Source organism: Pseudomonadota bacterium, assembly GCA_039024915.1.
Classification (GTDB): Bacteria; Pseudomonadota; Alphaproteobacteria; order Rhizobiales; family MH13; genus MH13.
Genome location: JBCCPK010000002.1, coordinates 449,991 through 473,370 on the forward strand (window position 1 = coordinate 449,991; position 23,380 = coordinate 473,370).

At 57.3% G+C, this 23,380-nt stretch carries 25 protein-coding genes; 14 read left to right on the forward strand and 11 right to left on the reverse strand.

The window, feature by feature from the left end:
- The first annotated feature begins 50 nt into the window (after window positions 1-50).
- From AAF739_05405 to AAF739_05430, 6 genes are all read left to right on the forward strand, one after another.
- Window positions 51-695 (forward strand): thiamine phosphate synthase, encoded by a 645-nt coding sequence (locus AAF739_05405; GenBank protein ID MEM6382091.1) that lies wholly within the window; start codon window positions 51-53, stop codon window positions 693-695.
- Window positions 692-1,702 carry a tetratricopeptide repeat protein gene (locus AAF739_05410; GenBank protein MEM6382092.1) on the forward strand — a complete coding sequence of 337 codons (1,011 nt, stop codon included), beginning with the start codon at window positions 692-694 and terminating at the stop codon, window positions 1,700-1,702. The genes AAF739_05405 and AAF739_05410 overlap by 4 nt, the downstream gene beginning before the upstream one ends.
- 129 nt (window positions 1,703-1,831) lie before the next feature.
- A complete protein-coding gene (efp, locus tag AAF739_05415) occupies window positions 1,832-2,395 on the forward strand; it encodes an elongation factor P (protein MEM6382093.1) in 564 nt (187 codons plus the stop codon).
- Between the two features lie 5 nt (window positions 2,396-2,400).
- Window positions 2,401-3,234 (forward strand): inositol monophosphatase family protein, encoded by an 834-nt coding sequence (locus tag AAF739_05420; GenBank protein MEM6382094.1) that lies wholly within the window; start codon window positions 2,401-2,403, stop codon window positions 3,232-3,234.
- A 127-nt stretch (window positions 3,235-3,361) separates the two neighbouring features.
- Window positions 3,362-4,492, forward strand: a complete 1,131-nt coding sequence (locus tag AAF739_05425; GenBank protein ID MEM6382095.1) for a flagellar motor protein MotA — start codon at window positions 3,362-3,364, stop codon at window positions 4,490-4,492.
- A gap of 6 nt (window positions 4,493-4,498) precedes the next feature.
- The gene (locus tag AAF739_05430) at window positions 4,499-5,527 is read left to right on the forward strand and encodes a peptidoglycan -binding protein (GenBank protein MEM6382096.1); all 1,029 of its coding nucleotides are present in this window, start codon (window positions 4,499-4,501) and stop codon (window positions 5,525-5,527) included.
- Window positions 5,528-5,535: 8 nt separating this feature from the next.
- Here the strand turns inward: AAF739_05430 and AAF739_05435 are convergent, their stop codons facing one another.
- Window positions 5,536-7,404, reverse strand: coding sequence for an ABC transporter transmembrane domain-containing protein (locus AAF739_05435; protein MEM6382097.1), 1,869 nt, complete (start codon window positions 7,402-7,404; stop codon window positions 5,536-5,538).
- Between the two features lie 275 nt (window positions 7,405-7,679).
- Between AAF739_05435 and rpmE the strand changes: the two genes are divergently transcribed.
- Window positions 7,680-7,907 (forward strand): 50S ribosomal protein L31, encoded by a 228-nt coding sequence (gene rpmE, locus AAF739_05440; protein MEM6382098.1) that lies wholly within the window; start codon window positions 7,680-7,682, stop codon window positions 7,905-7,907.
- A 99-nt stretch (window positions 7,908-8,006) separates the two neighbouring features.
- Here the strand turns inward: rpmE and AAF739_05445 are convergent, their stop codons facing one another.
- Together AAF739_05445 and AAF739_05450 are read right to left on the reverse strand one after the other, a co-directional pair.
- Entirely contained in the window at window positions 8,007-8,558 is a 552-nt protein-coding gene (locus AAF739_05445; protein ID MEM6382099.1) for a DUF1465 family protein, read from the reverse strand.
- Window positions 8,559-8,873: 315 nt separating this feature from the next.
- Window positions 8,874-9,071: a DUF1192 domain-containing protein gene (locus tag AAF739_05450; protein MEM6382100.1), complete on the reverse strand. Its 198-nt coding sequence runs from the start codon at window positions 9,069-9,071 to the stop codon at window positions 8,874-8,876.
- Between the two features lie 144 nt (window positions 9,072-9,215).
- Here AAF739_05450 and AAF739_05455 point away from each other — a divergent pair, with 144 nt between their 5' ends.
- Both AAF739_05455 and AAF739_05460 read left to right on the forward strand, forming a co-directional pair.
- A complete protein-coding gene (locus AAF739_05455; GenBank protein ID MEM6382101.1) occupies window positions 9,216-10,196 on the forward strand; it encodes an NAD(P)H-quinone oxidoreductase in 981 nt (326 codons plus the stop codon).
- 163 nt (window positions 10,197-10,359) lie between these two features.
- Window positions 10,360-11,145: a cell cycle transcriptional regulator TrcR gene (locus AAF739_05460; protein ID MEM6382102.1), complete on the forward strand. Its 786-nt coding sequence runs from the start codon at window positions 10,360-10,362 to the stop codon at window positions 11,143-11,145.
- A 17-nt stretch (window positions 11,146-11,162) separates the two neighbouring features.
- Here the strand turns inward: AAF739_05460 and AAF739_05465 are convergent, their stop codons facing one another.
- The 3 genes from AAF739_05465 to AAF739_05475 form a co-directional block, all read right to left on the reverse strand.
- A complete protein-coding gene (locus AAF739_05465) occupies window positions 11,163-11,966 on the reverse strand; it encodes an SDR family oxidoreductase (GenBank protein ID MEM6382103.1) in 804 nt (267 codons plus the stop codon).
- A gap of 52 nt (window positions 11,967-12,018) precedes the next feature.
- On the reverse strand, window positions 12,019-13,935 hold the full coding sequence (locus AAF739_05470) for a propionyl-CoA synthetase (protein ID MEM6382104.1): 1,917 nt from the start codon (window positions 13,933-13,935) through the stop codon (window positions 12,019-12,021).
- A gap of 222 nt (window positions 13,936-14,157) precedes the next feature.
- On the reverse strand, window positions 14,158-14,343 hold the full coding sequence (locus tag AAF739_05475; GenBank protein ID MEM6382105.1) for a DUF465 domain-containing protein: 186 nt from the start codon (window positions 14,341-14,343) through the stop codon (window positions 14,158-14,160).
- Between the two features lie 224 nt (window positions 14,344-14,567).
- Here AAF739_05475 and AAF739_05480 point away from each other — a divergent pair, with 224 nt between their 5' ends.
- The 5 genes from AAF739_05480 to AAF739_05500 all read left to right on the forward strand — a co-directional run bounded on the left by AAF739_05480 (window position 14,568) and on the right by AAF739_05500 (window position 17,796).
- The gene (locus AAF739_05480) at window positions 14,568-14,783 is read left to right on the forward strand and encodes a DUF465 domain-containing protein (protein ID MEM6382106.1); all 216 of its coding nucleotides are present in this window, start codon (window positions 14,568-14,570) and stop codon (window positions 14,781-14,783) included.
- A gap of 25 nt (window positions 14,784-14,808) precedes the next feature.
- Complete coding sequence (gene purE / locus AAF739_05485; GenBank protein MEM6382107.1) at window positions 14,809-15,300, forward strand: 5-(carboxyamino)imidazole ribonucleotide mutase; 492 nt, start codon at window positions 14,809-14,811, stop codon at window positions 15,298-15,300.
- A gap of 5 nt (window positions 15,301-15,305) precedes the next feature.
- A complete protein-coding gene (locus tag AAF739_05490) occupies window positions 15,306-16,406 on the forward strand; it encodes a 5-(carboxyamino)imidazole ribonucleotide synthase (protein MEM6382108.1) in 1,101 nt (366 codons plus the stop codon).
- 194 nt (window positions 16,407-16,600) lie between these two features.
- A complete protein-coding gene (rpsU, locus tag AAF739_05495; protein MEM6382109.1) occupies window positions 16,601-16,864 on the forward strand; it encodes a 30S ribosomal protein S21 in 264 nt (87 codons plus the stop codon).
- Between the two features lie 59 nt (window positions 16,865-16,923).
- Window positions 16,924-17,796, forward strand: a complete 873-nt coding sequence (locus AAF739_05500) for a tetratricopeptide repeat protein (protein ID MEM6382110.1) — start codon at window positions 16,924-16,926, stop codon at window positions 17,794-17,796.
- Between the two features lie 756 nt (window positions 17,797-18,552).
- On the opposite strand, the gene AAF739_05505 is transcribed toward AAF739_05500, so the two are convergent.
- From AAF739_05505 to AAF739_05525, 5 genes are all read right to left on the reverse strand, one after another.
- Window positions 18,553-19,950, reverse strand: a complete 1,398-nt coding sequence (locus tag AAF739_05505) for an NAD(P)(+) transhydrogenase (Re/Si-specific) subunit beta (GenBank protein ID MEM6382111.1) — start codon at window positions 19,948-19,950, stop codon at window positions 18,553-18,555.
- 15 nt (window positions 19,951-19,965) lie between these two features.
- The gene (locus tag AAF739_05510; GenBank protein ID MEM6382112.1) at window positions 19,966-20,427 is read right to left on the reverse strand and encodes a proton-translocating transhydrogenase family protein; all 462 of its coding nucleotides are present in this window, start codon (window positions 20,425-20,427) and stop codon (window positions 19,966-19,968) included.
- Window positions 20,427-21,581, reverse strand: a complete 1,155-nt coding sequence (locus AAF739_05515) for a Re/Si-specific NAD(P)(+) transhydrogenase subunit alpha (GenBank protein ID MEM6382113.1) — start codon at window positions 21,579-21,581, stop codon at window positions 20,427-20,429. The genes AAF739_05510 and AAF739_05515 overlap by 1 nt, the downstream gene beginning before the upstream one ends.
- A 107-nt stretch (window positions 21,582-21,688) precedes the next feature.
- On the reverse strand, window positions 21,689-21,835 hold the full coding sequence (locus AAF739_05520; GenBank protein ID MEM6382114.1) for an aa3-type cytochrome c oxidase subunit IV: 147 nt from the start codon (window positions 21,833-21,835) through the stop codon (window positions 21,689-21,691).
- Window positions 21,836-21,952: 117 nt separating this feature from the next.
- A complete protein-coding gene (locus AAF739_05525; protein ID MEM6382115.1) occupies window positions 21,953-23,377 on the reverse strand; it encodes an AarF/UbiB family protein in 1,425 nt (474 codons plus the stop codon).
- Window positions 23,378-23,380: the final 3 nt, after the last annotated feature.

A 23,380-nucleotide genomic window follows, 5' to 3' on the forward strand; every position in this document is an offset into this window, starting at 1 on the left:
CCGTGAGCGCCGCCCCGCTTTCGCCTTTTTTCTTGCGCTTTCAACGACCCATGGCACTGACTGACTATCGCTCCCGCCTCTTTCTGATCACGCCGCAGGCTTGGCCCGACGATCTTGAAGATCGAGCCGAAGCGGCCTTCAGCGGCGGAGACATCGCATGCATCCTCCTCGAGGGCACTCCAGATCAGACCCGGGTCAAAGATCTGACGGCCAGCGCGCAGGCCCAGGGCATTGCTGTGCTGATTGCCGACGATACACAGCTTGCGGGCCGCGTTGGCGCCGACGGGGTACACATGACTGACCCCAAGCAGCTGCCTGCCGCGGACATCGCCAAACGGCAAGAGGTCGGCGAAATTGTTGGATGCGCTGGCATCAATACGCGTCACCTCGCGCTCGAAATGGGCGAACGAGGCTTCGATTATCTGTTCTTCGGACGGACCGATCGACCCATCGATCGCGATACACATCCCAAGACACGCAGCCTCTCGTCATGGTGGGCGCAGATGATGACAGTCCCTTGCGTGGCAATCAGCGGATCGTCCGACGACGCATTCGAGGAGCTGGCAGCAAGCGGCGTCGAATTCATCGCGATTCGTGATCAAATCTGGGATGATCCGGCGCCTGCCGAGCGTGTTCGCCGGTATAACAGCGCGCTCGATAAGGTTGCTCAAAAACGCATGAACGCCGCCGCATGATGACCCACGCACTCAAGACTGTTTTGGTGATGGCGTTCCTCGCCACCCTCAACCTTGCCGAAGGCCGGGCGCAGGAAGCGGATGAACCCACTACCACCGATGGTTCAGTGCAGTCGCAACCTGCTGACGACGACGTTTTTGAACTCGATCCAGCTCTCGCGTTTGAAGCCTTCTTGGCTGGTAATCACGCCCGAGCGCTGGACCTTGCCATCACCTTCGCCGGTCGCGGCGACATACCTTCAATGCGACTGCTAGGCCAACTTTATCAGAATGGGATAGGCATTACACGCGATGCCGAGGAAGCGGCCGCTTGGTATCAACTGGCAGCGGAAGCTGGCGACCCGGAAGCGCAGGTTCTTCTAGCCACCATGAAACTTGATGGCGTTGACATCGAGCTGGACGAAACCGGCGCCGCAAAACTGCTACGCGAGGCGCAGCTGGGCGGCAGTGTGGAAGCCAAACAGATGCTCGGGATGCTCATGCTCGAGGGTCGCGGCGTCGATCGCGACATACCACGCGCCGCCCGTATGATCAGCGAAGCGGCAGATGCGGGTAATCCAGCGGCCCAATACACACTTGGCGTTTTGTACGAAGAAGGCTTGGGTGTCCTACAAGATAGCGAGAGCGCCTACATTTGGTATGAGCGCGCGGCCCGAGGTGGGGATTCTGAAGCGCAGGTCGTCTTCGCCCTTGGGATCATCTCGGGCATCGCATCCGATCCAGAGCTTTCCGATGAACTGAATATTGAAAATGCAATCTTTTGGCTGCGCCGAGCAGCCGAGGCAGGTAATCCGATCGCTGAAAACCGCCTCGCGCATGCGTATGCTCAGGGGCTCGGCGTACCGCTTGATCCGGTACAAGCCGCATACTTCCATGCGCGTGCGGTGTCTGGTGGGTTGACCGATGCGGCACTCGACAGTTTCGTTGGCAGCTTGACCGACGAACAGCGATCGGCTGCGCAGTCCTTGATCGCACGCGACAACGCCCCGCCCAATCCCTTTGATTGATCGCCACGGCGAGGCTTGGGGCACCCCTCTTGTAAAGGTGCATTGGGTATGGTCCACACGCGTGGTGAGATCCAAGGACAGGCTTGAGCTTTAAGCGGCCAGTCCATAGCCCGACAATTGAGTGAACGAATGAAGATCAACGGAAACGAGATCCGCCCCGGCATGGTCATCGAATATGATGGTGGCCTTTGGGTCGCCGTCAAAGCAGGTGCCGTGAAACCGGGCAAGGGACCCGCTTACAATCAGGTTGAACTCAAAAATCTGATCGATGGACGAAAGCTCAACAATCGCTTTGGTTCGGACGAGCGTGTTGAGCGTGCCCGCATTGATACCAAGGAGTTCCAGTACCTCTATGAAGAGGGCGATATGCTGGTCTTTATGGACACCGAAACTTACGATCAGATCAATCTCTCCAAGGAGTTTGTCGGTGACCGCGCGGCCTTTCTGCAAGATGGTATGCAGGTGATGGTTGAGCTTCACGGCGAGCGCCCGATTGGCTTTCAGCTACCGGGCCAAGTTACGCTAGAGATCGTCGAAGCGGACGCTGTTGTGAAAGGGCAAACGCAGTCGTCTTCTTACAAACCGGCAATGCTCGAGAATGGACTGAGGGTCATGGTGCCGCCATTCATCAAGACCGGCGAACGCATCATCGTCGACACTGGCGAGATCACTTACGTCAAGCGCGCGGACTGAGCAGCGTGGCCAAATCGGCGATACTCACCATTATGGAACGAGCGGCTGTCAAGGCCGGACGCCGGCTTGCGCGCGACTTCACCGAAGTCGAACGCTTGCAGGTTTCAACAAAGGGTCCGGGAGATTTTGTATCAGACGCCGATAAACGTGCTGAGCAAACCATCTACGAAATACTCAATGAAGCTCGACCGGATTGGGGCTTTCTCGGAGAGGAAACTGGCATAAACAAAGGGGCGGACAAGCAACATCGCTGGATCGTCGATCCGTTGGACGGCACCACGAACTTCCTGCACTCGATCCCGCAGTTTGCGGTCTCAATTGCGCTTGAGCGAGACGGTGAAATCGTTGCCGGCCTGATCTACAACCCCATCAGCGATGAGATGTTCTCCGCCGAAAAAGGCAAAGGCGCGTTCCTCAACGATACCCGGTTGCGCGTGGCGGCACGGCGCAGGTTGACGGACGCCGTCATCGTCAACGGATTTCCGCACCGGGGGCGCGGCGATCATGGTTTGTGGCTTCGCGAAGCAGCCATGGTCATGTCAAAGACCTCCGGAATGCGGCGTTTCGGTGCAGCGGCGCTGGATCTGGCGTGGATCGCCGCGGGACGGTTTGATGGCTACTGGGAGGAAGGCCTGTCGCCGTGGGATTTCGCCGCCGGGGTTATTCTTGTCAGAGAGGCTGGCGGAATAATCCGAGATACGCGCGGGGGCGAGAACGCTATGCAGTCTGGAAACCTTGTGGCGGGAAACGATCTGATCGTTGGCCAACTGTGCAAAGTCCTATCGGAGGCGCAAGCGGCCCACGCCAAGGCGCAGACCAACCGTTCAGATAACGCTTAGTCAGCCAGTTAAGCCCAAACAAGCGCTTGCATTGACTTGCGCAACAGCAACACTCCATGTTCACAAGGCCACATCGGTTTGGACCGATTTCAGGCATTCCCGCCGACGACCATACATGAGGCCGCCGATGGCTGAACGCGACATAGACCCTTACAGCCTTTCCAGGCCCGCAATTTACCTGGCCTTGATGGCGGTCTTCATAGGCCTTGCTGGGTTTGTCGTGTTGATCCTTTACCGCGCGATAGCGACGGCGTTTCTGGCTAACCCGGGACTGAACGGGCTAATTATCGGCGTACTGGTGGTCGGCATCATCCTGTCAATCTTCCAAGTGGTGAGGCTGCTGCCGGAGATCAAATGGGTCAACACCTTCAGACTGGTTGAGTTTGGCGCGGATGTCGGCCAGCCAACACCAAGGCTGCTGTCCCCACTGGCCGCATACTTACGAGAATTGCAGGGCCAGGGCGGTGCCGTTGGACCAGCCATGTCGACCCAGACGGCCCGCTCGATCCTTGAGTCCATAGGCACACGGCTCGATGAGGGCCGTGAGATAAGCCGATATATGATCGGACTGCTCGTCTTCCTGGGACTATTGGGCACCTTTTGGGGCCTGACACAAACGATTTCATCGGTTGGCGAAACCATCGACGGGCTGGACGTCACATCGGGCGATTTCGGCACAATCTTCGAGAATCTGAAGACGGGCTTGTCAGCGCCACTCGACGGTATGGGGACAGCCTTTTCATCCTCCCTGTTTGGTCTTGCTGGCTCTCTGGTTCTCGGTTTCCTGGACCTGCAAGCGGGACAGGCTCAAAATCGGTTTTACACCGAGCTTGAAGACTGGATGTCCAACATGACCGGCGTTGATGTTTCCGGTGCCGCAACGGGCACGGCAACTGAAAACGCGCTGGCTTCGCTAGAAAGGTCCATGGATCGCCTCACCCGGCAAGTCGCAGCTCAAAACCAGCTGGCAGCCTCGCAGGCGCGCCTTGCGCAGGAAGAGGGTGGTTTGGAGGACACAGTTGTGCGTCCGGATGGCTCGTCGCAGACCATCCAGCAGTCGCTGGACAATCTCGCAAACGGCGTCCAGTCTCTGGTCCAACATATGCGGGCAGAACAACAATTGTTGCGGGATTGGGTCGAGGACCAAGGTGATCAAAATCGTCGTCTTGCCAGGGTCATGGAACGCGTAACGGACGCGTTAGATCAACGCGACCGCGACCTGTTGCGAAGCCGCCCTGACCCTGAGCCGGGTGAGTAAACCGAAATGGCTTTGTCACGCGCCAGGCGGCGTTCCCAAACGGTCGATTACTGGCCTGGCTTCGTCGACGCTATGGCGACGCTGCTGCTAGTTATCATTTTCCTGCTATCGATCTTCATGCTGGCGCAGTTCTTCCTGAGCCAAGAGATCACTGGGCGCGATACGGTTCTCAACCGGCTCAATCAGCAGATTGCGGAACTGACCGAGTTACTCGCCCTTGAACGCGCCACGGGCCAGGAGCTGCAAAGTCGCATCTCAACGCTCCAGGTCAGCCTTGATGATGCCCGCGAGGAGAGTGACCGTTTGCGCGGCATCGTCGATACACCCGCGATAGTAGATGACAGCCCGAATGTGATTGCCGGTCTTGAAGCGGAAGTTGACGAAGAACGGGCTGTATCGCGTGAAGCGCTGAACCAGGTAGAACTTCTCAACCAACAAATCTCAGCGCTACGCCGCCAGATAGGCGCACTGGAGGACGCTCTTGATGCGTCTGAAACGCGCGATCGCGAGAGCCAGACGCGCATTGCCGACCTGGGCCGACGCCTCAATGTCGCGCTCGCGCAGCGCGTTCAGGAATTATCGCGTTATCGCTCTGACTTTTTTGGTCGCTTGCGGCAAATCCTCTCCCAACGTTCCGATATCCGGGTCGTTGGCGACCGCTTCGTCTTTCAATCTGAAGTGCTTTTTGGGTCTGGCGAAGCCGAAATCAACCAGAGCGGCACACAAGAACTGTCGCGCCTTGCCGACGCGATCGTGGAGCTCGAAGCGGCAATCCCAAGCGAGATAAATTGGGTCATTCGGGTGGATGGCCACACCGATGCAGAGCCTCTTTCTGGTGCAGGCCGCTTTGCAACAAACTGGGAGCTGTCGACCGCCCGCGCCACGTCAGTTGTCCGATTTCTGGTTGGCCAAGGTGTAGCACCCGATCACCTGATGGCCGCAGGTTTTGGCGAGTTCCAGCCGTTGGTCGAGGGGGATGATCCCGAGAACTTTGCGCGCAACCGGCGGATCGAATTCAAGCTTACGGAGCGTTAGCGGCTGACCTAAGCCGCCTGGCTTGTAAACTGCAGGTTCGCAAGTCGAGCGTAGATGCCGCCTTCGCCGATGAGGCTTGCATGCGTGCCGCACTCCGCAATTTGCCCCTTATCCAGCACGATAATTTCATCGGCGTTGCGCACCGTTGCAAGGCGATGGGCAATCACCACGACCGTCCGCCCGACCATAAGGCGATCCAGAGCCTCCTGAATGAGCATCTCGCTTTCCGCGTCCAACGCACTGGTGGCCTCGTCAAGCAGCAGTATGGGAGCATCTTGCAGGACTGCACGCGCGATTGCGAGGCGTTGCCTCTCTCCGCCTGACAGGGTGACACCACGCTCGCCGATAGGCGTATCAAGGCCCTGTGGCAGCGCGTCCACGAAGCTCGAGGCATTGGCGGCGGCAATCGCGTCACGCACTTGCTCGTCCGTCGCGCCAGGTCGGGCGAAGGCAACGTTTTCCCGAACGGTTGCTGCAAATATCGCGACATCCTGCGGAACCAGCGCAACGTGCTCGCGCAAAGCGCGCGGATCGAGATTTCGGATGTCACTTCCATCGACACGAATGGAGCCGCCGTCGACGTCATAGAAACGCAGGAGCAATTGGAGAACCGTAGACTTGCCAGTGCCCGAGTGCCCGACCAAGGCCACCGTTGCGCCGGGTTGAACGTCAAAGCTCACCCCCTTTAAAACAGCATCGGCGTTGTCACCACCCTCGCGATAGCCAAACCGCACATCATCAAACTCGATGCGACCAACGATCTGACGATCGTCAACGCTTTCGGCATACGAATCCTGCTTCAAAATGGTGACATCAATCTTGAGAAGCCCACACAGTCGGTCAGCGGCGCCGACGGCCTGCGCAACATCCCCAACGACCTGGCTCACTTCGCCCAAGGCTCCGGCGGCAAACAGAGCGTACAAAAGAAACTGACCAAGCTCACCGGCTGTCAAGCGGCCGTCACTGACCGATTCAGCGCCGTACCAGAGTACCAGGACAACCGACGAGAAGATGATGAAAATCGCAAAGCAGGTCAGCAAAGCCCGCGCTATAATCGATTGCCGTGCGGCTTCAAATGCGGCTTGGGCGGCGTCACGGAAGCTCCGCGACAGACGGCTTTCGGCTGCATGCGCTTGTACGGTCCGTACTGAGCTGATGGCCTCGGTTGCCATTGCGGACGCATCAGCCAAAACGTCCTGCGCAATCCGCGAGCGAGATCGCACCTTTCGGCCAAATATTATGAGCGGCAGCACTATAAGCGGGATGGCAAGGAGCACGGCACTCGACAGAGCAGGGCTTGTGACAACCATCATCACTGACGCGCCCACGAACATGAAGGCATTTCGCAAGGCAATCGAGATCGATGAACCAACCGCAGACTTCATCTGTGTTGCATCGCTGGTGAGCCGCGAGATCAACTCACCGGAGCGCGCCTTATCGTGGAAGGCGAGATCAAAGCGCATAATCCGCTCAAACACCGCAGCTCTAAGATCAGCGACGATGCGCTCGCCCGTCCATGTCACGAGATAGAACCGTAAAGCGCTCATAACGGACAACACGCAAACCACAGCGATCAGACCAAAGAAGACCGCATCGATGGGCGCGCCATCAGCTCCTGTGAAACCTTGATCGATGACCATGCGCACAGCGAGCGGTATCGTTAGAGTCGCACTCGTCGCGCCGACCAACGCCAAAAAGGCCAAGACGATCATCAACTTGTAAGGCGCAATGAAGGGCCAGAGCTGCGCAAGTGTCTTACGTGCCAGCTTCCTGTCGAAGGACATCTTTTGACCACCGCCAACGCCATACCGGCCCGCCGGTTCGATGGAAGAAGAACGCGGTGCGGTGTTGCTCAAAGAGGCGCCTTGATCACTCATGCTTCTCCCAAACATGGGGCAACAATGCTTGCAAGATGACGAAAGGTGTCATCCGGCGCGAACCAAGCTGAATTCGAGGGGTTGCCAGGGTTGGGCTTCTTGCGCCGCGCATCAGCTTGGTGTATTCGCCGCACTGAAATTTTCGCCAGTGACAAAGTGCCCGCCACGGAATTTGCGATTAAGCGTGTTCCCATCAGCTCACTCGTTTTGGCGACCTGCCCTAGGGGGCCGCCGATGACCTGCGCGAACCTCAAACCGTGATGGACCGATTAGTTATGAAGAAAGACATTCATCCAGACTACCACATGATCAAAGTGGTCATGAATGATGGGACCGAGTACGAGACCCGCTCGACCTACGGTAAAGAGGGCGATACTCTCCGTCTCGATATTGACCCGACAACGCACCCCGCCTGGACTGGTGGGCAGCAGACCCTTCTTGACCGAGGTGGTCGTCTTTCGAAGTTCAAAAACAAGTTCGACGGTTTTCTGGGCTCAAAGTAAGCCGCAGCTTTGCAGAGCTGCGCTCCTTAAGGTCGCAGATGCCAAACAAAAAAACACCCGACCAGCGGGTTTTTTTATGTCTGCCGGCCGAACAATGCATCAACCTTTGAAAGCGTCGGACAGTCTGGCCATCTGCTCCGCCACCGGATTGAGCTGGCCGCCGTCACGTGATGCTTCGGGGTCCTGCCCGGTGTAAAAAATTGCATCGAGGCGCTGGACCCGTGATTGGAGCGCCATGGACGCCTCCACCATCAAACGCAGCTTTTCAGGAAGCTCATCCCATCCCGGCCCACGCTTCGGCGAGGAGAGGCCGTGGATACGGACTTTCGCTTTCTCCTTCGCGGCCTGCTCTAAGGTCAATTCGCCCTCGTGAACCGCTCGCTGCAGCAAAAGCCATGACGCTAGTTGCATAAGCCGCGTCGTCAGCCGCATCGACTCCGTGGCGTAAGCCATAGCCGCCGGGCGATCGAGATGTTGCGACGCCTGCTTGCCTTCGGCTTCGAGATAAGCAGCGGTCTCCTCGACCAGCGTCATCCCTTGCTCAAACAGCTCATGGAAGGCATTCGACCCAACCAGCCTATCTGCAAATGACACCGGACCGCCGACTGCCGCCATCGGGCTTTCGCCCTTTCCACCACCGCTATGATCCATATGAGTACGCGCGCTCCACTGACACAACTTTAGCGCTTAATCGGATGACCGCCATCGCGATTTCACAATAGCGGCCCGCTGTTCAGAACCAGTTAACGACAAAAGACAATCCACATTTGTGGCAGCTTTGCAGCTCGATGGCACAAAAAAAAGCCGCGGGAGACCCGCGGCTAAAAAGTTGGAAAACAGGGAGGCGTCAATGAGCAGCCAATGCTCAAAAACTATCCTTATAAGTAAGTGGGAAAGGTTATTAACCGGTTAACAAATAAAAATATCGAGCGTTTTTTCAGACTTCAGTCATCTTACCAATTGGTTTCATTCAGTTTTTTTTGAACCAAAAACCGCGTCCGCTGCGAGACGCGCGGCATCCTTCGCCACGATCGCGGACTCGTGCCTCTCAATTTCCCGTTTCAGGAGTGCAATACGGTCGGCAAGTTCACTTATGGAAATCTCGGAGAGATCTTCGCCAAGAACGACTGACGCTCTGAGCTTGCGCTCCTGATCCTCGTCCATCTTTATTTGCCTCCCCTGCAAGACCAATGGCTCAGAAGCGAAACCAAGTGTAGCTGTCTCTACAAATCTCATCAAACGGCAAAAAGCCTACCAAAGTGAACAGGAGCTCCCCTTTTGGCGCTTTCGCTCGAACTACCCGAAACCATGCAGGTGATAGAGATCGACCGGCCCGGTGGCCCCGAGGTGTTGGTACAGGGCTCTCGACCCATGCCGGTGCAACTGAGCGGCCATGAGATTTTAATCCATGTCGAAGCCGCCGGGGTCAACCGGCCGGACATCCTCCAACGGGTTGGAGCCTATCCCCCACCGAAGGGCGCGACTGATATTCCAGGGCTGGAGGTCGCTGGAAAAGTGGTTGCCGTGGCGACCGCTGACATACGATTTCGAATAGGCGACGATGTCATGGCCCTTGTGTCGGGCGGAGGTTATGCAAGCCATTGCGTTGCCGATGCGCGCCATGCGCTCCCCATCCCACCAGGCTTAAGCGCTGAGGAGGCGGCGGGGGCCCCGGAAACGGCCTTTACCGTTTGGTCGAACGTGTTCGAACGAGCTGGGCTTAAACCAGGCGAGACCTTCCTCGTTCATGGGGGTACCTCAGGGATCGGTTCCATGGCAATTCAGCTCGCAAAGGCGCATGGTGCAACGGTTCTGGCCACCGCGGGCAACGATGAAAAGTGCACGGCCATGCGCGAGTGGGGCGCTGACCATACCTTCAACTATCAGTCGGTTGATTATGTCGAGGGGGTGAAGGCCGCTACGGGAGGAAAGGGCGCCAACGTTATCCTCGATATGGTCGGGGGCGACTACATCGAGCGCAACTGGAAAGCAGCCGCCGTCGAAGGGCGAATTGTCCAGATAGCTTTTCTGAACGGGGCGGTCGTCGAAGCTGATTTCACCCGGTTGATGCTCAAACGCTTGACCCACACAGGCTCGACTCTGCGCGCGCGGGATGCGGAATCCAAAGCGAATCTCGCAAAGTCGGTGGAAAACCATATCTGGCCGCTGCTGCACGATGGCAAGGTCCGAGTTCCAATCGACGCGGTGTTCCCCTTGCACGCAGCGGCGGACGCGCACAGGCGGATGGAGAGCTCTCAGCATATTGGCAAGATCATCCTGAAGCCGTGAGCAACTGATGCCTCCATGAGGAGCGGCTGGCAACGCAGGTCGTTGCAACCGCCTCCTACTTTAGCTATATCTAAGGTTCTTCCGACATCGCTGCTTCGATGCTCGGCCCCGCTTCTGAAGATATTCAGACGGGACCACGAACCCTTTTTGTCAGGATCCCGATATGTCCGAATTGCCTCTGATGCCGAAAGCCACCGCCGTTTGGCTGGTCGACAACACCGCGTTGAGCTTTGCGCAGATTGCCAAGTTTTGTGCACTGCACCCCCTCGAAGTGAAGGCGATCGCCGATGGAGAGGCAGCGCAAGGGATCAAGGGTCTTGACCCCTTACAAACGGGGCAGTTGACGCGCGAACAGATTACCGAAGCCGAGAACAACCCGGAAATCGCACTTAAGGTCCAGCCAGCGAAAACGCAGGTTGCAACGTCAAGCAAGAAGCGTGGCCCACGCTACACGCCGGTCTCGCGTCGCCACGATCGACCGAACGCCATTCTGTGGTTGCTGCGCAACCACAAGGAACTCAAGGACGCGCAGATCATCCGTTTGGTTGGAACGACGAAAACCACCATCGAAGCTATTCGGTCCGGCTCGCATTGGAACGCCGCAAACCTCACGCCGATGGACCCCGTGACCCTCGGCCTGTGCAAGCAGATTGAACTCGATCTCGAAGTCGAAAAAGCATCGCGCGGCTCCGTTCCAAAGGTGGAACCAACCGGGCCAGTTTTGCTCAGTGCAGAAGAAGCGCTTGCGGCTCGTGGCGGCGACGATACCGAAGCCACAACTACTGGGGAAGATGCCAGCATTGAGGACGTATTCGGCGTCCAGCCTGATGCGACACCAGACGAAGAGGCTGCCGAGACATCCGATGAGGATCTTGATGCCGAGTCCGTGTTTGCCAAGCTGAAAGAGCTTAAGATTGATGACCGCGAGCGAGCGGACGACGAGACCTGATCAGGACCTTCGACCTTCTACTCGTCCCGTGCCACGGGCACCGTATAGTTCAGCGCAAGGCGACCGCCGTCGGCGTAAACTGTCTGGCCGGTCATATAACTTGATTGGTCACTGGCGAGGAACGCAGCCAGCGAAGCGATCTCATCAGCTTCGCCGATACGGCCCATGGGGGTGCGTGACAGCACCTTCTTACGAGCCTCTTCGTCTTCTATAACTTTCTCCATGAGCTCGGTCATGATTGTTCCGGGTCCAATGGCGTTCACACGAATGCCATACTGCGCAAGAGCCAGAGACATAACCTTCGTTAACTGGCGGACTGCACCTTTTGACGTGGTGTAGGGAACTTGGTTGGGTAATGCCAACTCAGCGTTCACGCTTGAAATCGTGATGATGGATCCCGGTCTCGATCCATTCTCAATCTGCTGCACCATCTGCTTGGCGACACTCTGACAAATCAGGAAAACGCCCTTCACGTTGACCGCCATTACACGGTCGAACTCCGCTTCTTCAATTTCAAGAAAATCTGCGGTGTGAACGGTGCCAGCATTGGCGACCACAACATCAATGTCACCAAAACCTTCGACCGCTTTTGCTAACAGGTTGCGTACGTCGAGACGGTCGGACACGTCGCAGTGAACATAAGCGACACTGCCCAACTTCCGAAGGGTTTCCTCGGCTTCCAATCCCTTTTTGTCGTCAACGTCAGCGATGACGACCGCCATGTCTTCTTCAACAAATCGTTGGGCGATCGCATAGCCGATACCTTGTGCGCCGCCGGTAACAATCGCTGTCTTGCGCTCCAGCCCGAATCTTACCGACATGCACTCTCCATCGACCGGCGCTTGCTCAGACCGCTCAAGGTGGCGGCAGCCTTTAGGCTACCGCGTAGCCTTTCGTTTTCAAGGCACCTTCAATCTCATCGAGAATTGCTGGATCGTCGATGGTCGCAGGCATCTTGTAAGGCTCACCATCGGCTATCTGCCGCATGGTTCCGCGCAAGATTTTGCCTGAACGTGTTTTGGGCAATCGGTCAACAACCATCACAGTTTTGAAAGCTGCAACCGGTCCGATTGTCTCTCGAACTAGACCGATCAGTTCCTTTTCAACGGCTTCGGGCGTTGTGTCAGCTCCAGATTTCAAAACAACGAAGCCGGCCGGCAGTTGCCCCTTCAGGGCATCGCCAACACCAATGACCGCCGCTTCTGCAACCATCGGGTGGCCCGCGAGGACTTCTTCCATTCCCCCGGTTGAGAGCCGGTGGCCCGCCACATTAATGATATCGTCAGTACGCGCCATGATGAACAAATAACCATCTTCATCCATCATCCCGGCATCGGCGGTTTTGTAGTAGCCGGGAAACTCCTCAAGGTAAGCTGCACTGAAGCGCTGGTCGTTGTTCCACAAAGTCGGCAGACAGGACGGCGGCAAGGGCATCTTCACGACTATATTGCCGAGCGTACCGGCTGGGACCTGGTGACCGGCATCGTCGAGAACCTGAACGTCATAGCCGGGCATTGGAACGGTGGGTGAGCCATGTTTGATCGGCAACTGCCCCAAGCCCAGCGGATTGGCGGCAATTGCCCAACTCGTCTCGGTTTGCCACCAATGGTCAATCACCGGCAGGCCGAGCTTGTCTTCCGCCCATTTGACGGTGTCGGGATCTGCACGCTCACCAGCGAGAAACAGCGACTTCAAAGAGCCAAGGTCGTAATTTCCGATGAAATTGCCCTCGGGGTCTTCCTTTTTGATAGCCCGGAAAGCCGTTGGCGCGGTGAACAGTGCATTGACCCCGTGTTCCGCACAGACCCGCCAAAAGGCCCCAGGATCGGGCGTGCCAACTGGCTTTCCTTCGTAAAGGATTGTGGTGCAGCCCGCGAGCAGTGGAGCGTAGACGATGTAGGAGTGGCCCACGACCCAACCCACATCCGATGCTGCCCAGAAGACCTCGCCGGGTTTCATGTCGTAGATCGCGTCCATGGTCCAATTGAGCGCCACCATATGACCACCCTGGTCCCGAACAACGCCCTTGGGGATACCTGTCGTCCCGGACGTGTACAGGATGTAGAGTGGGTCCGTTGCCAACATTGGCTCGGGATCACTCGACTGCCCACCAGCGCGTGCGTTCGCCATCGCATGTTCGTAGTCATGATCGCGACCGTCGATGAGCTCGCAGACCAGTTGCTCACGTTGTTTGATGACGCAAACGTCCGGCTTGTGGGCAGACAGCTCAATCGCCTCATCAAGCAAAGGCTTGTAAGCAACCAGTCGGTTGGGTTCGATGCCGCAGGATGCTGAGATGATCGCCGTGGGGCGCGCATCGTCGATACGCGTGGCAAGCTCGCTGGCAGCAAATCCACCAAAAACGACAGAGTGGACCGCGCCAATCCGGGCACAAGCCAGCATAGCGATGGCCGCTTCAGGGATCATTGGCATGTAAACGATCACGCGGTCGCCCTTACCAACACCCAAGCTTTTGAGAACGGCGCCCAATGTGCTGATCTCGTCGCGCAAATCCTTGAATGTGTATGTCTGCTTCTGACCAGTTACCGGGCTGTCGTAAATCAAGGCCGCTTGGTCGCCTCGATCAGATTCAGCATGCCGATCAACGCAGTTAAACGCGGTGTTGCAAACGCCTCCTGGGAACCATCTGCCGTAGACACCCGCATCGGGGTCAAACACTTTATCAAATGGCTTGATCCAATCGATCGACTGCGCCGCTTGAGCCCAGAAGCCAAGCGGGTCCTCGCTCCAGGAATTATAAACTTCGTGGTAGCGGCTTTCCCCGTGCATCGTGCGTTCCCCTTGAGCCAAAGAGCTTTTTCACGGTTATGGCCAGCCCCGCGCTCATGAGCAAGCTGAGCAAAGGGTGGGGGTATGGCGAACGCACAACTTGCCTGTTTTGTCACCGATGAAATGCAAAAAGGGCCGCCCGGGGTACCGGACAGCCCATGCGAAGCCCGCTTACGCTGGGTGTTTGCCGAACAAACTCAAATGGTCCGGCGGGGCCGGCAGCTATCCCGACAAGGGTACAGCCGATCGTTTCACCCGTTCAATCTCATCTTTCAAACTGAGTTTTTGCCGCTTCAAGGATACCAATTGCAGCCGGTCCGCTGCAGGGCGACGCTCCTGATCCGCAATTTTCAAATCAATAGCGGAATGACGCCGCTGGAGTTCAGCGAGATGTGATTCAACCGTCATCAAGACCTCCTAATTGATTGACCAGGTCAGGCTGCCCGAAGGAGATTCCCAGCACAAGCGTGAAAGCGCAAAAACTGCCCATTTGTGGGGCATTGCTCCTTGATATTCGACGCTGCACTGCACGATTTGATCTTGTTGCGCCGCATGGTAGATGTCCGAGGAAGTTGGAGCGGCGAAACGTAAGCACGTGCGCCCAAGCAGTACTGGCGGCAGCGTAATCCTTTATGAGCTCGACGGTTTCAAACGATGATGCGGATCCGCAAGCACAACTGGCGCAACTCCGACAGGAACACAGGGACCTCGACCACGCCATCGATGCCCTGTACCAGACGGGCCGGGCAGATCATTTGCAAATTCAACGTCTGAAGAAGCGTAAACTCATCCTCAAGGATCGCATTGCGGCTTTAGAGGACCAGCTTCTCCCGGATATAATCGCCTGAGCGGCAGCATGCAGTTATGAGTCCTATGTCAGATCAACCCATCGCAATCATCATGGGAAGCCAGTCGGACTGGGCCACCATGCAGCATGCGTCCACTATCCTCGATGAGCTGTCCATTGGACATGACGTGCAGATCGTTTCAGCCCATCGGACGCCTGACCGAATGGTAAGTTTTGCAAAAACCGCGCGCGAGGCGGGGTTTCAAGTCATCATAGCTGGTGCCGGCGGTGCCGCCCATCTGCCGGGAATGGTAGCATCTATGACGACCATACCGGTGCTTGGCGTGCCGGTTGGTGCGACTGCGCTACAAGGTCAGGACGCTTTGCTATCAATCGTCCAGATGCCAGCGGGTGTTCCGGTCGGAACCCTGGCCATTGGGAAACCCGGTGCAAAGAATGCTGCGCTTCTGGCGGCTTCGATCCTCGCCCTCACAAATCAAGGTATTCAAGAGCGGCTCGATGCCTGGCGGCAGACCCGCAGCGAGGCCGTTGCAGCGCGCCCGGAACGCTCTGCCTAGACACGATGAACGCCGCTCCTACCCCACTGCACCCTGGCCGGACTATTGGTATTTTAGGGACCGGTCAGCTGGGGCGAATGCTGGCAATCGCCGCAGCCGAACAGGGGTTTCGCGTTCATGTCTTTGGCCCTGAAATCGACCCGCCGGCGGCACAGGTCGCCAACATCCACACCCAATCACAGTACGACACCATCAACGCCCTCGAGCGCTTTGCAACGATGTGTGATGTCGTCACGTTCGAATTCGAGAATGTTCCAACCGACGCACTGCAGTATTTGCAGGCGCGGGCGCCATTGCGACCAAGCTTAGAGTCGCTGCGCGTCAGTCAGGATAGGCTGGTTGAAAAGCAGTACATTCAATCCCTGGGACTAGGTGTCGCCCCGTTTGCGGCTATTGACGATGCTGCCGCGCTTGAGCGTGCACAAGATGAGCTGGGCGGACCATTTATTCTGAAGAGCAGGCGCCTTGGCTATGATGGCAAAGGCCAGGTAAGGCTCGGAGCGGAACCGGCCGACGCGCAGGAGGTTTGGCGGCGTTTCGGCGGGGTGCCTGCGATCGCTGAACGCGTTATCCCCTTCAGTTATGAGACCTCCGTCGTTCTCACGCGTGGGATGGATGGGCGTTCGGTTTTCTATGATCTGCCGGTTAATCGGCATTCAGATGGGATATTGGTTCACAGTTCGGTTGGCGCAGCGTTCGCCGCTCAGATACCTGAACATCTCGCGCACGAGGCGCAATCAGCCGCGAAGAAGATCGCGGACGCTTTGGGCCATGTCGGGACGCTTGCTGTCGAGTTTTTCGTCACAAAGACCGACGAGCTCATCGTCAACGAAATTGCGCCTCGCGTTCACAACACCGGCCATTGGACGCTTGATGGCTGCTTGCATGATCAGTTTGCTAACCACATACGCGCCATCAGCGGCTACGATCCGTTCTCTACCGTCCGGCATAGCGACGTGCAGATGGTCAATCTGATCGGCGCAGAGGCTGAACCGAGCGTCCTGAGTGATCTGCCAGACAACGCAGTCGTCCATTTGTACGGTAAGGCGGAACCTCGGCCCGGGCGGAAAATGGGACACGTCAACTATGTCCAAACGCCAGGCTGATCTGGCCAAAACAAACCAAGATCACTGCGTAATCAGGCCTACTTGATGGTTATGCGTGTGGACACCGTGCATGGGTTCTGGTATCCGGCTCAGCATCATCAGTCATGACGGTGTGATTTGCTGCGCCCGCTCTTGCAACCGGGTTGGCCGCTCATATCACGTTGCCAAACACCAATTATCTCCATTGGCGCTCCATGGGCCTTTGGGTAACGGAAACAACGACAGGACGACACGTGCAGGTACTTGTTCGCGACAACAATGTGGACCAGGCGCTCAAAGCGCTTAAGAAGAAAATGCAACGAGAGGGCATTTTCCGGGAAATGAAACTTCGTGGGCACTACGAAAAGCCAAGCGAAAAGAAGGCTCGCGAAAAGGCCGAAGCCGTGCGACGTGCACGCAAACTGGCGCGCAAACGCGCCCAGCGTGAGGGCTTGATTCCGGCCAAAGGCCGCCGTTAGAATTTACATTCGAGCAGCGCTCACACGGCCTCAGCCTATTGTGGTTACCCGGTCAAACGATGAACAGCAGAGCTTACGAACGCGGCGCAGCTGCTCGGCCTCACTGGTGGGTTGAGGCTGCGCGTGTCGTACGGGGCTTGAAGCGGCTTGTACTGATACTTGTTGGCGGACTTGCTTTGGCGGGTTGCCAGACTGCGGGTCTCAATGCCGTTGGACCGCTAGAACCCAACCAGGCCGTCAATATTGCGTCCCTCACCGAAGTCATAGCCGCAAACCCGAACGATCCCGGTGCCTACAATGTTCGCGGCACCGCCTACGGTCGGGAAGGCCGCTACCGTGATGCTCTTGCCGATTTCAACAACGCGCTCGCGCTCAATCCGCGCTTCTACCAAGCGCTTGCGAATAGAGCCCTTGTCCATCGAGAGATGGGCAATGATGAGCTGGCACTTGCCGACTACTCTGCTTCAATTGTCGCAAACCCCGCATACGATGCTGCATACGTTGGTCGTGGCAACATTTACCGCGACCAGCGGCAGTACAACCTCGCCCTGTCGGACTATCAGCGTGCAATCCTGCTGAACTCCTCCGATGCGCGCGCTTATTATAACCGCGCACTCGTCTTTCAGGCGCAAAACAATCACCTCCTGGCCATCGAAGACCTCACGACGGCGATTGGTTTCAATCCAAACGCGGCCGAGCCGTACATGGCACGCGGGCTTAGCTATTTGGCTGTCCGCGATTTTGGTGCTGCCGTTGAGGACTTTGACGCTGTGATCGGCAGGGAGCCGCGCAACAGCGATGCTTGGATCAACCGCGGACTAGCCTACGAAGCCGCGGGGGCAAATGAAAACGCCCTAGCTTCTTATCAACGCGCGCTGGCAATCGATGAGAATAACCGCGACGCGCTCCAAGGATTGCGACGCGTCAATTAGGCGATCCATGCCTGCTTCAGTGCAGCACTCGCAACATGTCTAAATCCGACATCACGCGCCAACCGCAGGGCCAACTGCTCCAGTGTTATTGGCGTCCCAAGCCGTTCAGCCAGCTGGGCGAATATCCACTTCTGCGGACCTAGCGGTAACGGATACCCATGTCTCAAGATAGGGCCGTGGCGAGAACGATAGACGAAAAACCCTCGAACTACGCCCCGAAAGCGAATTGGTGATGCGATAAGCCGTAACGGGCAGCCAGGCACCCAGACACGGTCATAATTTATGCCGATCGATTCACTTTGATCCAGCACTGACAGCGCCCGTATAGGTACCAACTGAAGAAAGGCAGTCTGTGGTGTTGCGCGCATTGGCGTTTGGACTGCCGTGGCAGGTACCGCACCATATCGCGCGACGTGTGCTGAATGTGCGACCGTGAGACCTTGAACGCGGCAAGGTAGCTGGAACAGACCCAAAGGTCGGCAGCCGAATTTGCGGCGCAACGCTTCTACTGATGCATTCGAGCCCGTAGCCAGAACGGGTGCGTATCGGCCCCGACCTGCGACATCGATCAGGCCATCGTCGCGGACAACTGCATTGCGACAGACGGTGCCGCGCGCGTTGCCCCTATCGAACTCGAAAGCGTGAAACGGGCGTACATAGGGGTAATTCAGCGCACGTGCCACTCGGGCACTGTCTGTCGCAGAGAATGCCGTCGATGTCACGCCTTCAGCAAGCGCCAGATAAGCGCTGTCGCCGTTACAACGCCTTGACGATATCCTCGACCATCTTCTTGGCGTCGGAGAACAGCATCATGGTGTTGTCCCGGAAAAACAGTTCGTTCTGAACGCCAGCGTAGCCGGAGGCCATGCCGCGCTTGATGAACAACACGGTGCCGGAGTCCGCAACATTCAAGATGGGCATCCCGTAGATGGCCGATTGAGGATCGGTTTTCGCCGCAGGATTGGTTACATCATTTGCACCGATAACGAAGGCAACGTCAGCGGTCGAGAATTCGGAGTTGATGTCTTCCAACTCAAAAACCTCATCATAGGGAACCTGAGCTTCAGCAAGCAGAACATTCATATGACCGGGCATGCGACCGGCAACGGGGTGGATCGCATATCGGACCTCAACACCCTCATCCTTGAGCTTGTCAGCCATCTCGCGAAGCGCATGCTGCGCCTGGGCAACCGCCATGCCGTAACCAGGTACGATGATCACCTTACCCGCATTCTTCATCATGAAGGCGGCGTCATCCGCCGAGCCCTGTTTGACCGGCCGTGTCTCCTCCTCGCCGGAGCCACCAGCCGCTGCATCGTCGCCACCAAAGCCACCGAGAATGACCGAGAAGAAGGACCGGTTCATGCCTTTGCACATGATGTACGAGAGGATTGCGCCCGAAGAGCCGACCAGCGCGCCGGTAATGATCAGAGCTGTGTTGCCGAGCGTGAAACCAATTCCCGCGGCAGCCCAGCCGGAGTACGAGTTCAGCATAGAGACCACGACCGGCATATCTGCGCCGCCAATGGGGATGATGATCAACACGCCGAGCACAAGCGCGGCAAGAACGATCAGCCAGAACACAAAGTGGCTTTCGGTGGACACCAGCACAATCGTCAAAACCACAAGGGCGACGGCCAAACCGATGTTGATGAAGTGCCGCATGGGCAACATGATCGGCTTGCCAGACATGCGCCCATCGAGCTTCGCAAACGCAATGATCGAGCCCGTGAACGTGATCGCTCCGATCGCTGCCCCCAACGCCATTTCGATAAGCGCGGCAACCTTGATGGTGCCAACTTCGCCCAGCCCAAACGCCTGAGGCGCATAAAGAGCCGCCGCAGCAACCAGGACAGCTGCAAGACCCACCAGCGAGTGAAACGCAGCCACAAGCTGCGGCATTGCCGTCATTGGAATTCGGCGGGCGATTACAGCACCAAGGCCACCACCAATGCCGATACCAAGCAATATCAGGACGACCGAGCCCGGCGTAAGATTGGTCAGGAACAAGGTCGTAACGACCGCAATCCCCATACCGATCATGCCGTACAGGTTGCCCTGCCGCGAGCTTTCAGGACTCGAGAGCCCCCGCAAGCTCATGATGAAAAGCACGCCTGCGATCAGGTAGAAAACGGCTGCAAGATTAGCACTCATTGTCGTCGTCCCGCCCTAGCGTTCTTTTTTCTTGTACATGGCAAGCATGCGTTGGGTGACGAGAAAGCCGCCGAATATGTTCACTGACGCGAGGATCAGCGCGATAAACCCAAACGCTCGCGCAAGACCGGTACCTTCAGCACTTGCCATATCGACGCCCACAGCAAGCAGTGCGCCAACAACGATCACCGATGAGATCGCGTTGGTCACACTCATCAACGGGGTGTGAAGGGCAGGCGTCACCGACCAAACGACGTAATAGCCAACGAAAATGGCGAGCACGAAGATCGATAGTCTGAAGACAAAGGGGTCAATCGCACCGCCGCTGGCGCCGCTAGCTGCAGCTGCGACGGCATCAGCGGCCCCGCCTTCAGTCGCCAACTCAGCCGCTAGCCGTGCAGCTTCCGCTGCAGCTTCTGTTGCGGCCGCCGCTGCTTCCTGCGCGGCCTCAACGGCCTGGTTCAGTGCATCACTCATCAGCTTGCCTCCGCTTCAGGAGCATCGGTTTTCGGGGCGAAGTTCGGATGGACGACATTGCCTTCGCGGGTCAGCACTGTCGCCGCGACCAACTCGTCTTCCCAATTCACATTCATTTCTTTGCTTTCCTTGTCGATCAGTGTCTCGACAAAGGCATAAAGGTTCTTCGCATACAGCAGAGACGCAGTCGCGGCGATCCGTCCTGGCACATTCAAGTAGCCGACGATCTTTGCAGGTCCGGAATCGACGACCTCGCCTGCTTTCGAGCCTTCGACATTGCCACCACGCTCAACGCCAAGATCAACCAGTACTGACCCCGGTTTCATGCTCTCAACCATTTCCTTGGTCACAAGGCGCGGAGCCGGTCGACCCGGGATAAGCGCGGTCGTGATGACGATGTCCTGCTTGGCGATGTGCTCTGCCACCAACTCCGCCTGTGCTTTTTGCTCCTCGGCGGTCAGTTCGCGCGCGTAGCCGCCCTCGCCCGACGCATCCTTCAGGGCTTCGGTCATGATGAACTTGGCACCCAACGATTCGACCTGTTCACCGGCGGCAGCTCGCACATCGGTCGCCGTCACAACGGCGCCCAGGCGTCGCGCAGTCGCAATGGCCTGCAAGCCAGCAACGCCCGCACCCATGACGAAAACCTTAGCAGCGGGAACCGTGCCGGCGGCGGTCATCATCATGGGAAGTGCGCGATCAAAAATCTCCGCTGCATCAATGACCGCCTGATAACCCGCGAGGTTTGCCTGCGACGACAGGACATCCATCACCTGCGCGCGCGTTATACGCGGCATAAACTCCATAGCCACACCCGTAAGCCCGGCTTTTGCCATGGCTTTGACATCGGCTTCGTTGCCATAAGGGTCCATCTGCGCAATCACCATTGCGCCCTTGGGCATCGCCTTTAACTCAGCCGCCGATGGGCGGCGAACGCGCAGCACAATATCTGCGCCGAATACGGTTGCCTTTGCGTCTTTAGCGATTGAAGCGCCTTCCGCCTCAAAGGCCGCATCGGGTATTCGTGATTGTTCGCCCGCGCCCGCCTGGACAACCACATCGATCCCCAAAGCCCTAAAGCGCTTGACGGTATCAGGTGTGGCAGCCACCCGGCCCTCATTACTTTCGCTCTCACGCGGGACGGCAATTTTCACCATGTGTGAAATCCTTAACGGGGACGGGAAAGATCAGGCGCTTTCAAAACCACTGCAGCCGCCGCGTTGCAAGCCGCCAACGGTTGGTAATTCGGAGCGAAACGGTATCAGAGCAGGAAAATCGCCATCAGGATCAGAACGATCACTGTCGCAACTGTTCCCCACTTCAACAAAGCGGTAAACAGGGCAAACGTCCGATTGTGCTCGGCATAGTCGTTCGAGACTTCAGACGATGGTTCGGTAACTTGCGACATTATCTGTTTCCTGCTGCACCACAATCGTGTTGGATAGCGCTTACAACACCGCAGGCTGGCACTTCAATGCTTGTGCGCAAGGAATGTGAACGTGGGGCAATCGACCTCAGTCAGAACTCACTGAGCCGCAACTGCTGTCGCCGGGTCACCAACGCCATGGTAATCAGCTGAAAGCGGAGCAAGGCCCGCCGCCTGCATCGCGCGGGTCTGCTTGTCGACTAACTCGAAGCGGTCGAAATCTGCGATCTCTTTCTGGAAAAGCTGATAGAAGTTGAGCTCTGATCGCAGGTGAAGGAACACGCCTCCCAAGCCGATCGCAGCGCGGTCCATGAAGACAAACTCGCGCGGTATCTTCACCGGGCCAAGCCTTTGTAGCTCCTTACGAACCATGATCGCCTGCTCGCGGCCATACTCCGTTGCGTTAATACCATCGGCCACCGCACGGACCTTATCCTCAAGCAAAGGCGCATTGATGAAACGCGCCCAAATGTTGAGGACGTCACGAAGCTCTTTTGTCAGGTTTTCAAAGCCCCACAGTTCGTAGGCGTGAACGATCTGGTCTTCGTCGTCGTTCATCAGCCCCTCATTGAGGTCGAGGACACCTTGAACGAAGCGTGCGGGAAACTTGCGAATGCAGCCATAGTCCAGCAGGTTGATGCCCTGCGGTTCGCCTTCTTCGCGAAACACCATGTAATTGCCAAGGTGCGGGTCGCCATGAATCACGCCGATATGTGCAAAGGGCTTCCACCAAGCGTGGAAGATGGCCGTTGAGAGCCGGTTTCGAACTTCCAGGCTAGCGTCTTTGAAGTTGAGGATCTTCTCGCCATCGAGCCATTCGAGTGTCAGCAGCCGTGACGTTGACAGCTCATCGACCACGCCGGGCACGCGCACCAACGCATCAGTTTGACCAAAATAATTGCGGTAGAGGCGCGCGTGGGAGGCCTCCAACTCGTAGTCGAGCTCTTCCTGAAGTCGCTCGGCGATCTCCAACTTCATGGCAGACGCATCGACAGCCCCATCGACACGTTTGAACATGGAAAACATGAAATCGAGCTGTTTCAGGTCGGCAGCAACGGCGGACGCCATATCGGGATATTGAAGCTTCACCGCGAGTGAAGCACCATCATGGCTTGTTGCCTTGTGCACCTGACCCAGAGAAGCCGCAGCCGTCGGCGCATGCTCGAAGCTGCCGAACTTCGACTGCCAATCTGCGCCAAGCTCGGCCCGCATCCTGCGCTTGACGAACGCCCAGCCCATGGGGGGAGCCTCGGACTGAAGCTTCTGCAACTCTGCCGCATATTCGGCGGGTACAGCGTCCGGGATCGTCGAGATCAGCTGGGCGACCTTCATCAACGGACCCTTTAGCCCGCCTAAGGCATCGGCGAGCGCCTCCGCGTCAGCAGAGTTAACCTTCGCGCCACCGAACAGGCGCCGACGTGCCATCGTGGCAGCGACACCGCCAACGGAAGTTCCAACTTGCGCGTACCGCCCTAACCGCCGTGAAAAACGATTGCGCTCTGCGTCTGTCTGATTGTCCGCCATAAG